We start from the raw sequence: 11,877 nt of genomic DNA on the forward strand, positions 1-11,877 counted from the left end.
TTTTACGACATTGATCTAAACAAAAACAAAAGCCCAGAAACTGTTGTCTGTATCATTCTTACAAACACGCTTCTGGACTTCAATCATTTCGACACTATTGTTCTGATAACCATTCGGCCATCATTTGAGCTTCTTCATCATTTGCATAATCACCAGTCATCATGGAACTACCTTCAACACCATTAGCAATAATATCTTGTAGTTCTTCAACTGAATAACGTTCACTAACGTTTTGTAGTTCAGGTCCAGTACCGCCACCTAGATCTTCACCATGGCATGACATACAGTTGTTTTCATAATGCGTTTCTGGATCACTAGATGACTGTTCTTCAGTCTGTTCACCATTTTCTGCATCATCAGCAGATTGCATTTGATTTAATCCAACACCGCTCATAACAATAATAGCTATAATTCCTAAAACAGCAATTGTCGCAAACGGTACTATAGGGTTCTTGCTCATCAGTCTTATCCTCCTTATGTCACCATATATGTATGCATAACTATTTATATTTTACTTTAAAAACAGAGATACGGAAAGAGATAAAATGTGAAATTATTATAAAAAAATCATCGATGCTAATAACATTATGCCTACAATTCCAGAAGCTGTTAAATAGTAATAGCGCCAAATAACACCAATTATAATCCATAATATACAATGAACAGCAACAACACTATTCAATATTATACCTTCTCCATATATAGAGCTAATAAACGAAATGGAGCTAATTAATAATATTAAAAAAACTAACATAACAGGTATGTGAATCATGGACGAAGATCGTCGTTTAAACCAATAAACATGACCAATTAAAATTAGTAAAATTCCAATAGATAGTGTCAAGTCAACATAAACATTCAAATCGATTACAACAGACATTAATAATGAAGTTGGGAGAAGAAGAATTAAAAAGATGAGATCAACGTAAAACAGCATTTGACGCCTTTTACGTTTTTGAACTGACTTTTCATCCTCTTCTACCCCTTCACCAAATGTGTAAAGCGCTAATAAGAAATCACAGTATTCAGCAGGTAATAGTTTCGATTGTTTCCAGTGTTTTATTTCATCGATAATGACTTTATTTCGTTCCTCATTCACGTGCTGCACCTCCGAATTGGAGAGGTTACTCAAGAAAGTCCTTTAATCGTTTACTGCGGCTAGGATGTCTTAATTTACGTAAGGCTTTGGCTTCAATTTGGCGTATTCTTTCTCGAGTGACACCAAAGACTTTACCTACCTCTTCTAATGTTCGTGTTCGACCATCATCTAGTCCAAAGCGGAGTCTCAGAACATTTTCTTCACGATCGGTTAATGTGTCTAATACATCTTCAAGTTGTTCTTTTAATAATTCATAAGCAGCATGATCTGAAGGTGATGTTGCTTCTTGGTCTTCAATAAAGTCGCCCAAGTGTGAATCATCTTCTTCACCAATTGGAGTTTCAAGTGAGACAGGTTCTTGAGCAATTTTGAGAATTTCTCGTACTTTATCAGGGGTTAAATCCATTTCCTCAGCAATTTCTTCAGGCGTTGGTTCACGACCGTAATCTTGAAGTAATTGTCTTTGCACACGGATTAACTTATTAATGGTTTCAACCATGTGAACTGGGATACGAATGGTACGAGCTTGGTCAGCTATAGCACGTGTTATTGCTTGTCTAATCCACCAAGTCGCATACGTACTAAACTTGAACCCTTTACGGTAATCAAACTTCTCAACGGCTTTGATCAAGCCCATATTACCTTCTTGAATCAAGTCAAGAAATAGCATACCCCGACCGACATAACGTTTTGCAATACTTACCACCAAACGTAAGTTAGCTTCAGATAGACGGCGTTTAGCCTCTTCGTCACCTTGTTCAATCCGAGTTGCTAAATCAATTTCTTCATCAGCAGATAACAAATCGACGCGTCCGATTTCTTTCAAGTACATGCGAACAGGATCATTAATTTTAACACCTGGAGGAACACTAAGATCTGTTAAGTCAAGATCTTCTTCTTTCGTGATTTTTTGCAAATTAGGGTCATCATTTTCGCCGATAATATCGATTCCTTGATCAGCTAAGGTTTCATAGAAGTCATCCATTTGTTCAGAATCTAAATCAAAATGACCTAATTTATCTGCAATCTCCTCATAAACGAGGACACCTCGTTTTTTACCTGTTTCAAGTAATTGTTCTTTTGTCTGGTCTAATGTTAGTTCTTGCTCTTGGTCTTGCCCTTGACCTTGTGTTTGTTCTTGATCCTGATTCTGTTGTTGTTCTGCTTCTTGTGATTCGATTGGCTTCTCAGCCATGCTACCCCTCCTTCCAAACTGGTCGCTATAGCTTGGATTTATTACTTTTCTTTCTCAATTCCAATATTTTCATACCTATTCTTGCTGCGGATTTAGGATCATTTTCTTTTTCAGCATTTTTAAGCATCGTTTCTAATGAACGAATTTCCTGATCTACATCCGCTTCTTTTAGAATGGCAAATAAATAATCATCTAATTCTTCTCGCTCTAACGTATCACTAATGGATATAAGCGCTAGTGACGACACCAGTTGTCTTAAAGTTTCTTCTGGTAAACGCTCCATAAAACGACTAACATTAGGTTCGTTGCCCTCCTCATAATATGCATAGAGATAAGTCACTAACACTTGATGCTCTTGCATGTTGAACTTAGAACCTAAACGTTCTTGAACTTGCTCAGCAACATAGCGGTTTTGCAACATATGAGCTAATAATTGTCGCTCTGCATTTTGAAATGCAGGATATATAGCGTCTCGACGTTTGGGTTGTCGACTTGATTGATTATCAGACTTAGCACGTTTAGCTTGTTCATGACGGCGATCATTTATTCTTCTGCGTTCTGCAATCTCATCTTCTAGTGTCTCACGGTATAAATTAAAGTTTTCTTCCAATTGCTTTAAATATACGTCTCGTTCTACTGCGTGATCCACCGTTGCTATCAAATCGAGCGCTTTTTCGATATAAGTCAGTTGATCTTGTTGAACATGTAAATTAAAATCTTTCTTGATAAAGTTCAACATAAAAGCAACATATGGCTCAGCAGTGCCCAAAACTTGATTTTGGAACTTATCTTCACCGTAAGATTGGATGAAATCATCTGGATCCATTTGGTAAGGTATGTTTGCAATTAAGACTTGTAGTCCCGCTTTTCTCGCAACTTCTGCAGCTCGCTGGCTCGCTTCTCTTCCTGGTTGATCTCCATCAAAGCAAATAATCACCTTTGATACATAACGGGAGAGTAAGCGAGCTTGATACTCTGTTAGGCTCGTTCCTAATGTGGCAACGCCATGCTTTATTCCTGCTTGACTTGCTTTAATCACATCAGCATAACCTTCAAAAAGTATGATTTCATCTTGTTTTTGAGCTGGTTTACGTGCTTGATGAAAGTTGTATAATAATTTACTTTTTTGGAAAAGCTTAGAGTCAGGGCTGTTTAAATATTTGGGTTCAACCCCTTCTTCAATTGCACGACCACCAAAACCAACAATCTTTCCTTGATGGTTGTGAATCGGAAATAAAACTCGACCTTGAAAGCGGTCAATGATGGTATTCCCGTCTCGTTGGCTTAATAAACCTGTATCAACTAGGCTTTGGAGCTCAAATCCTTTTTGTTCTAAAAATGAAACTAAAAACTGACTTTTATAAGGTGAATAGCCTAATTGAAACTGTTCGATATCTTGATCCTGAAATCCTCTTTCTTTTAAATACTTAAGCGCATCTTTACCATCATCAGTATAGCGTAATACATGATGAAACAACCGACCAGCCCATTCATAAGCATTAATAGCTGATTGTTCTGTTTCAGTTAATGTTGTTTCATTTGAATCAGGCATATATTGATCTGGAATCGTTTCACCACTTCGTTTAGCTAATGCTTGAACAGCTTCAACAAATGATAATGAATCAAGTTCCATTACAAAATTGATTACATTACCACCTTTTCCACATCCAAAACAATGAAAAATTTGTTTATCAGGTGAAACAGAAAAAGATGGTGTATTCTCACCGTGAAAAGGGCAAAGACCAAAATAATTTCGGCCTTTATGAGTTAGTTGTATATGCTCACCAATCACATCAACAATATCATTCTGTGATACGATTTGATCAATGAGTTCTTCTGGTATTTTTTCTTGCATATACATCACCATATCTATATTTATTCGATAGAAGTTTTTAAATCCCTTCAACTTTCGACAGTTTTTTTATCCTTTATATCCAGAATTCTCTTTAAAACCTCTAAAAACTAAATTGTTAATTTTTTATAGACATAAAGTGATAAATTTCACCACAAGTATGCATTATAACCTAAAATTTCAGTTAACGCTATTAGTTTGTTTAAATTTTATCCTTTGAATATTTCTTGCAACATAATAAAACGACCCGTCTATATTTGACGAGCCGATTAATAATTTTTTCACCTTATGGTATTTAAAATAGCGTTGGCAGTTTCTTCAACTGCTTTAGTTGAAACATTGATTGTTCGACACCCGATTTTATCAACAATCTTATTAAAATAGTCAATTTCTTCTTGAATACGTTCTTCTTTAGCATAATTAGCGCTTCCGTCTAAACCAAGCGATCTTAAGCGTTCTGTTCGAATATGGTTTAATTGTTCGGAGTCAATATTCAACCCAATACATTTACTCGGATGCACTTGAAATAATTCTTCAGGTGGTTCGACTTCTGGAACAATAGGAACATTCGCAACTTTTAATTGTTTATGCGCTAAAAACTGTGATAAAGGTGTTTTAGAAGTTCTTGACACTCCAATTAATACAAGATCAGCTTTTAAAATTCCTTTTGCATCCCGACCATCATCGTACTTAACCGCAAATTCAATCGCTTCAATTCGTTTATAATAATCTTCATCTAACTTATGAACTAGACCTGGTTGTAAAGCAGGTTCTTCATCTAAATATCCCTTTAAATTCTCAATCAAAGGCCCCATCAAATCCATTGCTACAACTTGATTTTCTTCTGCTTTTGTTTTAATTCGTTCACGAAATTCTGTTTTAACAAGTGTATAGGCGATTAATCCTTCACTTTCTTTTGCTGTTTGGACTGCCTCATCTAATGTCTCTAGATCTTCTACATAAGGTATACGTTGAATCCGCATATCTGAGTCAGTAAATTGACTAACCGCAGCTTTTACCATTAGTTCAGCAGTCTCACCAACGGAATCTGAAACTATATAAAACATTTTTGGGTTCATCACTCACCGCCCCCTTTTAAATACGATCTTGGTTAACTAAACCAACAAAAGCTTTAGTAATATTGGTCTTTGTTAACCGGCCAATCACTTCTAATCCCCGCTCATGTTCTTGAACGACAGGTAAAGCATCGATCTGATTTTCTATCAGTTTTATACTAGCATCTAATAGTAAATCATCCTTTTGACATACTTTAATTTTTGGCAATCGTGTCATAATGATATGTACAGGTACTTCCGTTAAGTCTTGTTGTCCCATACTTGTTCTTAATAAGTCTTTTCGAGACAGTACACCTACTAAGATCCCATGTTGATCAACCACGAATAATGTACCTACATCTTCTAAAAACATAGTCGTAATTGCATCATAAGCATGGGCTTGGTCGTTCACAACAACTGGCACTGAATAATAATCACGAACAGATAACTTTTTAATTTTATCAGTTAGTAATTCACTTCCCGTTTTACCTGTATAGAAATAACCAACACGCGGCCTAGCATCCAAAAATCCTGCCATTGTTAATATAGCTAAATCAGGACGTAACGTAGCCCGTGTTAAATTTAATTCATCTGCGATATTTTCACCTGTAATTGGCCCTCGTTCTTTTACTATATCGACAATTAATTCCTGTCTTTCAGATAAATCCAATTTCTTTCACCACCTCATAAAGGTCCTCACAACACAAATATTATACACTATTTCTTTATATAGTTAAAGAAAGTATAACACATTTAACTATTCTTGCTGCAAATCATTCATTTGTTTTAGAAATCGCTTCGATTTAATCGTGAATCCACCATAATAATCGTAATATTGATTTAAAATATGTTTGATTGCTTCTAGTGTCTCATTCTTAATCGAAATATCTCGAATATTTGTTATGCTTCTATGACTCATGATTCTTAGAACATGGTAAAGCTGTGGTGAAAGTTTAATACAATCCGTTGTTTGATATTGACAGTGTTCACATACCACACCGCCTGCCATAACAGAAAATCCAGCAATCGGTTGGTCTGAATGGCCATTAACACATTGGTCAACAACTGGCGCAAATCCGCCAATATAATACATTTTCATTTCGTACATTAAAGTAATAGCTAGTGGCGATTCTTCTTCCATTCTTTCTAAACTTACTAATAACTCTTGGAACAAAGCTGGGTTTGGGCTTTTTTCATCTAATAATTTAGTCGTTAGCTCAGCAATATATGTAGCGTATGCTGTTAACATGATATCTTCACGAATGTGCCTCATACTATGTAAAACTTCACCTTGATGAACAGTCCCCATACCTTTACCTATATAGAGCAAATATTGCCCATAGATAAATGGCTGCGCAACCGCAGCCATTCGACTCTTGTTCTTTTTTGCACCACGTGCTACTGCACTGATCATGCCATATTGTTCTGTTAGTATTGTTAAAATTTTATTTGTTTCCCCATAATCTTGTGTTCTTAGCACAATACCATTAATTTGCTCCATATCCTCTCACCTGCTCTTACCTTTTTACGTTAGGTTTAATCGTTGATGCATTTTGTGATGAGGTTAATGCTCTTTGATTACTTTGATTAGATTCTAATTGTTTCAAAAGCAAATATGCTTCGACATTTCCGGTTTTTTCAAACAAACTCCAAGGGATGTTAAACATTTTACTCTCCACCTTTCAGTTATTGAACTGAAATCTTCAAGCTTATGTTTCACCGAAATGAAACAGTTAATAAGTTAAAATAATTACCAATTCATACGATTAGTACTCATCTTCACGATATCCATAGTCTCGTAAGTGAAATTGACGATTTCGCCAATCCTTTTGCACTTTCACCCACAATTCTAAATAGATGCCAGTGCCTAATAAAGATTCTATATCTGTTCTCGCTTCGGATCCAATTTGTTTCAGCATTTTACCTTGCTTTCCTATTATAATCCCTTTTTGCGAATTTCGTTCCACCACAATCGTTGCTTGTACATCAATCATATCTTGATCCTCTCGTTCTTTAATCGAATCAATAACGACTGCAATTGAATGAGGAATTTCTTCGTGAGTATGATGTAATACTTTTTCTCGAATGAATTCACTAATGATAAATCGTTCAGGATGATCTGTTAAATGATCTTCAGGATAATATTGAGGTCCTTCTGGTAAATGTTTTGAGAGCACATTTAATAGTTCTTCTGTATTATTACCTTCTAAAGCAGAAATGGGAACAATGTCTTCAAAATCTAGTTGCTTACGGTACGTATCAATGATTGGTAATAATTCGTCAGGGTGTACTTCATCTATTTTATTAATGACCAATACAACGGGATTTTTCACTTGTTTTAACCTTTCGATGATGTACTCATCACCTTTACCAAAACTTTCGTCCGCATTAACCATGAACATAACCACATCTACTTCATTTAATGTGTTAATAGCGGACTGAACCATAAAGTCACCTAAACGATGTTTGGGTTTGTGTACTCCAGGTGTATCAATGAAAACATACTGCGTGTTATCAGTGGTTAATACACCTTGGATCTTATTACGGGTTGTTTGTGGTTTATCGCTCATAATGGCAATTTTTTCACCGATAACTCGATTCATGAATGTGGATTTACCGACGTTTGGGCGTCCAATAATCGCAATAAATCCTGAATGATATTGTTCCGTCATAACTTGTCTCTCCTATTCATAACTTGTTCTTCTAGTTTACTATAAATTAGATAAGATTTCATATAAATGACAAATGTCGTGGTTTTTAGTTCACTCATTAAGTTCTTTAAATAAATAAAACCCGCTATGAGCGAGTTTTAAAATGGTTATGAGATGATCTCCCAGAATTTCGGTAAGAGAATTAATAAACCTACAGTAAATGCTGTGATTGATGATATTAAGACAGCAGCTGCGCTAATGTCTTTAATTTGTTTAGCTAATTGATCATAATTAGGAAATAATACATCGGTCACATACTCTATAACAGTATTAATTAACTCAACCGTTAACACGACACCACTAACGACCACAATTATGGCCCATTCAGTCAAACTTACCTCGGCCATCCACCCCATGAAAAATACAATCATGAGAATACTGAGGTGGATTCGAATATTAAACTCCTGCTTAATGGCTGTCTTTAATCCAGCTAGAGCATAATTAAATCCGACACGATTACGTTTCATTTCGTTTCAATCCGAATGATTGTAAGATCGATTCTTGTTTTTGAAACATTGCTTTCTCATCTGCTTTTGTTTCGTGATCATACCCTATTAGATGTAATAAACCGTGCACAGATAAAAACGCAAGTTCACGATTTAAAGAATGATCATATTCATTGGCCTGAGCTTTAGCTCTATCAAAAGAAATGACAATGTCACCTAAATGAACAGGGAGGTCATCACCAACAATATCTAACTCTCCTTCTCCTTGTTCTTCGAGTGCGAATGAAATGACGTCCGTTGCATAGTCTTTCTCACGGTAATCAGCATTAATTTGTTTAATGGTTTCATCGTCCACGATTGTGACAGACATTTCTGCCGATTCTTCAATGTTTTCCTCATTTGCAGCATATTGCAAAACGTCTTCTAATAGCTTAATCAAATCATTTTCAACAAGCTCTGTTTCATCGATAAAGTCAATTTGCACAAGGACAACCTCCTTTGTTACGATTTAAGCTTCATATGCATCAATGATGCGTTGTACAAGTGGATGACGGACGACATCAGCACCTTTTAAGTAATTAAATGATATACCTTTCACACCTGACAATTTACCTTCAGTGACTCTTAATCCTGATTGTACACCTTTAGGTAAATCAATTTGTGTAATGTCTCCTGTCACAACCATTTTAGAACCAAATCCAAGTCGTGTTAGAAACATTTTAATTTGTTCTGGTGTCGTATTTTGGGCTTCATCTAGAATGACAAAAGCATCATCTAAGGTTCTCCCGCGCATATAGGCTAGGGGAGCAATCTCAATGGTGCCACGTTCCAACAATCTTGCCGTATGTTCTTTACCAATGACATCATGTAAAGCATCATACAATGGGCGGAGATATGGATCTACTTTTTCCTTTAAATCACCTGGTAAAAACCCTAAACTCTCACCCGCTTCAACAGCTGGTCTTGTCAGAATCATTCGCTTAACTTCACCGTTACGTAATGCTTTTGCAGCCATGACCACGGCTAAATAAGTTTTACCCGTTCCAGCAGGTCCAATTCCGAACACAAGGTCATTCGCTTTCATCGCCGCGACATAATCTCGTTGACCTAAAGTCTTTACACGAATTGGCTTACCGTTCTGGTTTTTAGTGATTTCATCTTCGAATAAGGTTTCAAATTGTTCAAGCTTGTCTGTACGCGCCAATTCAATACCATAGATAATATCTCTCTCAGTTACTGTAATGCCCTTTTTAACGACATTTAAAACTTTTTGTAGTAAGTCATGCACAAGCTCTATATCTTCTTTTTGGCCTTCTATTTTAATCTGCCCACCTCGTGTAATAATATTGACGGGCAAAAACTCTTCTATTTGCTTAATATTACGATCATTAGTACCGAACAGGTTTAGTGTATCGTTATGATCTTCAAGATGTAAATTAATGCTCTGTTTATCGTCTTGCATACATCAATCTCCTTGATCAATTATTTGTTTACTAGCAATATCTTCATGTACTTTAACAAAAATATCTAATTTAACTTTATCACTGTCGCGTTCCTCGTGCAAAACTTTTTGATAGACGACGTCGATATCAGAATCTAATTGACGTTTCATTTGATTTTCGATTTCTTCTTTTAATTGCTCGGATTCTTCAAATTCCTTGGTTTCAGTTTGTAAGTTATAATGGTCATGTCGCTTATAGGTAATGGGTAATTCCCAATTCAAAAAATACAATGGCCGTTCAGTTGTATACGTTAGGTTGTCCGTTGTAGGACCAAATATATCAAAACGGTCAAAAAGAGTTAATGAATAATTTGTTTCTTTATCACCTGTAAGCATCTCATAACTTTGCTTTAATGGAGAGGTAACTTGAACCCGGTACCACACATCTGCCAAGACCTCCCCCTCAGCATGGACTTTAACTTCACCCTCTTCATCCAATAAACCAGACACAAGCAGATCACCTTGATTAACCGTATCTTGAACATTGACCATGGGTTTACCCACTTCAACAAACATGGATTGGATCACACCTGTTTTAGACGCGATTAAGTCAACTGGCTCATCTGACTTAGGCTCTTCAAAAGTTTCAGATTCTTCAACAGTAATGGTGAAAGCAGTTCCCTGTTGATTGATACCAATATAAGAAAGCTCATCAATACGATTCATCACTTCTCGTTCAATATCACTTAAGGTCTCTTTATGTTGCATCCAGTTCCCCCGTTTTAAACCTAATTCATTTAAAGTTTCTGTTACATCATATCGTAACTCTTGTGATCCACCAATGACTTCTACACGCCATATTATGTTTGATAATAGCAAGATTAAGATAAATGCTAAACAAACCCCAATGACTATTGGGATTCCAAATTGTTTAAATTGTTTTCCTTTTAATAAACGTGGCCGATGAATTAGTTTTAATCGACATGAATATGTATGTCTTCTACGCTTCATTTCAAAATATGTTTGAGGTGTCACACGCAATGAAAATTGTTCATTATTTATTTGTTTTAAATCTCTAATAGGATGCCCATCATGAGCAATTGATTGAATAAGTTCATTTGACTGATTACCAGTAACTCTTACCTGAACTAATTTATAGTCATAATACTTGTCCAACTCATCACCCCTTTTTATAAATTTGATGGACTTCGCCAACTTACATTTTCAATCTGACCCTCTATTACGATTTCTTCTTTGAGTAAATTTTTAATCACTAGGTCCCTTCCAGTCACCACCATCTGAGATTGTTGTTGATTAATGATGATCTCTTGGTTTGAAAAGTGACTCAGTCCATGATGATTTTCAATATATAAGTGTAGCTGTCCGATCATTGTTACACGGGGATAATCATATACGATATCAACTGGTAATTGCCCATATCGACTTAACCAGTTGCGGAATGGTTTCGGTATCATTTTCATGAATCTTCCCCCTATCATCACCAATATATGAAAAAAGCACAGAATGTATACGCAAGACATTCTGTGCTTTAAATGTTTCATTATAATGTTTTATTGGCTTTTGATTTAGGTTTGCTCAATACTTCAGCCATCATGATACTTTCGACAATTCGTTTACGCGTAATATTTTCATGAACAGATACACGAGGGATTGAAGACTGATCACTTTGACTAATTGAACCTCGTTTAATCGCGTCCATGCCACCTATGGCATCACCATGAACACCACTTGAAGCTGGTTGATTTTCGACTTCTTCTAAACGTTGTCTAGAATCCTCCATCGCTTCATACCAGCTGGAAGTTTGGTTAGACAAATCATCCATTTTCTCTTGCGCTGTTTGTTGAACAGATTCTTTCACATCACTCACAGTTTTTTCAGGAGATGTGGATGTCTGTCGGTTTTGTTCTTTGAATACGGGGCGGTCACGAGAATCTTCTTCGTCCCCGCTCTTTTGAAAAATACTAAACAAGCCAGCGAGAATCGCAAAAATTATAAAGATGTTACTGGCGATTAATTCAATTAATCCGCCCATATGCAATCACTCTCCTTTAGAGCGA

Annotated in this window: 15 protein-coding genes; all 15 read right to left on the minus strand. The window is 36.0% G+C overall.

Going from position 1 to position 11,877, the window contains the following annotated elements:
* Positions 1-94: 94 nt before the first annotated feature.
* The 15 genes from cccA to J2S77_RS03090 all read right to left on the minus strand — a co-directional run bounded on the left by cccA (position 95) and on the right by J2S77_RS03090 (position 11,852).
* Positions 95-460 carry a cytochrome c550 gene (gene cccA / locus J2S77_RS03020; protein ID WP_306974508.1) on the minus strand — a complete coding sequence of 122 codons (366 nt, stop codon included), beginning with the start codon at positions 458-460 and terminating at the stop codon, positions 95-97.
* Positions 461-556: 96 nt separating this feature from the next.
* Positions 557-1,099 (minus strand): hypothetical protein, encoded by a 543-nt coding sequence (locus J2S77_RS03025; RefSeq protein ID WP_306974509.1) that lies wholly within the window; start codon positions 1,097-1,099, stop codon positions 557-559.
* 25 nt (positions 1,100-1,124) lie between these two features.
* Positions 1,125-2,294 (minus strand): RNA polymerase sigma factor RpoD, encoded by a 1,170-nt coding sequence (gene rpoD, locus J2S77_RS03030; protein ID WP_306974510.1) that lies wholly within the window; start codon positions 2,292-2,294, stop codon positions 1,125-1,127.
* A 25-nt stretch (positions 2,295-2,319) separates the two neighbouring features.
* A complete protein-coding gene (dnaG, locus tag J2S77_RS03035) occupies positions 2,320-4,149 on the minus strand; it encodes a DNA primase (protein WP_306974512.1) in 1,830 nt (609 codons plus the stop codon).
* 278 nt (positions 4,150-4,427) lie between these two features.
* Complete coding sequence (locus J2S77_RS03040; protein WP_306974928.1) at positions 4,428-5,225, minus strand: pyruvate, water dikinase regulatory protein; 798 nt, start codon at positions 5,223-5,225, stop codon at positions 4,428-4,430.
* A gap of 16 nt (positions 5,226-5,241) precedes the next feature.
* Complete coding sequence (gene ccpN, locus J2S77_RS03045) at positions 5,242-5,871, minus strand: transcriptional regulator CcpN (RefSeq protein ID WP_306974514.1); 630 nt, start codon at positions 5,869-5,871, stop codon at positions 5,242-5,244.
* A gap of 87 nt (positions 5,872-5,958) precedes the next feature.
* Positions 5,959-6,702: a DNA repair protein RecO gene (recO, locus tag J2S77_RS03050; RefSeq protein ID WP_306974516.1), complete on the minus strand. Its 744-nt coding sequence runs from the start codon at positions 6,700-6,702 to the stop codon at positions 5,959-5,961.
* A gap of 16 nt (positions 6,703-6,718) precedes the next feature.
* On the minus strand, positions 6,719-6,868 hold the full coding sequence (locus J2S77_RS03055) for a YqzL family protein (protein ID WP_306974518.1): 150 nt from the start codon (positions 6,866-6,868) through the stop codon (positions 6,719-6,721).
* Between the two features lie 99 nt (positions 6,869-6,967).
* A complete protein-coding gene (gene era / locus J2S77_RS03060; protein WP_306974520.1) occupies positions 6,968-7,873 on the minus strand; it encodes a GTPase Era in 906 nt (301 codons plus the stop codon).
* 146 nt (positions 7,874-8,019) lie between these two features.
* Positions 8,020-8,379 (minus strand): diacylglycerol kinase family protein, encoded by a 360-nt coding sequence (locus J2S77_RS03065; protein ID WP_306974522.1) that lies wholly within the window; start codon positions 8,377-8,379, stop codon positions 8,020-8,022.
* The gene (ybeY, locus tag J2S77_RS03070) at positions 8,369-8,842 is read right to left on the minus strand and encodes an rRNA maturation RNase YbeY (protein ID WP_370871770.1); all 474 of its coding nucleotides are present in this window, start codon (positions 8,840-8,842) and stop codon (positions 8,369-8,371) included. The genes J2S77_RS03065 and ybeY overlap by 11 nt, the downstream gene beginning before the upstream one ends.
* A 24-nt stretch (positions 8,843-8,866) precedes the next feature.
* Positions 8,867-9,820 carry a PhoH family protein gene (locus J2S77_RS03075; protein WP_306974525.1) on the minus strand — a complete coding sequence of 318 codons (954 nt, stop codon included), beginning with the start codon at positions 9,818-9,820 and terminating at the stop codon, positions 8,867-8,869.
* 3 nt (positions 9,821-9,823) lie between these two features.
* On the minus strand, positions 9,824-10,975 hold the full coding sequence (locus tag J2S77_RS03080; RefSeq protein ID WP_306974527.1) for a sporulation protein YqfD: 1,152 nt from the start codon (positions 10,973-10,975) through the stop codon (positions 9,824-9,826).
* A gap of 14 nt (positions 10,976-10,989) precedes the next feature.
* Positions 10,990-11,280, minus strand: coding sequence for a sporulation protein YqfC (gene yqfC / locus J2S77_RS03085; RefSeq protein ID WP_306974528.1), 291 nt, complete (start codon positions 11,278-11,280; stop codon positions 10,990-10,992).
* Positions 11,281-11,360: 80 nt separating this feature from the next.
* On the minus strand, positions 11,361-11,852 hold the full coding sequence (locus tag J2S77_RS03090; RefSeq protein WP_306974529.1) for a YqfB family membrane protein: 492 nt from the start codon (positions 11,850-11,852) through the stop codon (positions 11,361-11,363).
* Between the last annotated feature and the right edge of the window lie 25 nt (positions 11,853-11,877).

It is taken from the genome of Alkalibacillus salilacus (assembly GCF_030812915.1).
Lineage (GTDB): Bacteria > Bacillota > Bacilli > Bacillales > Alkalibacillaceae > Alkalibacillus > Alkalibacillus salilacus.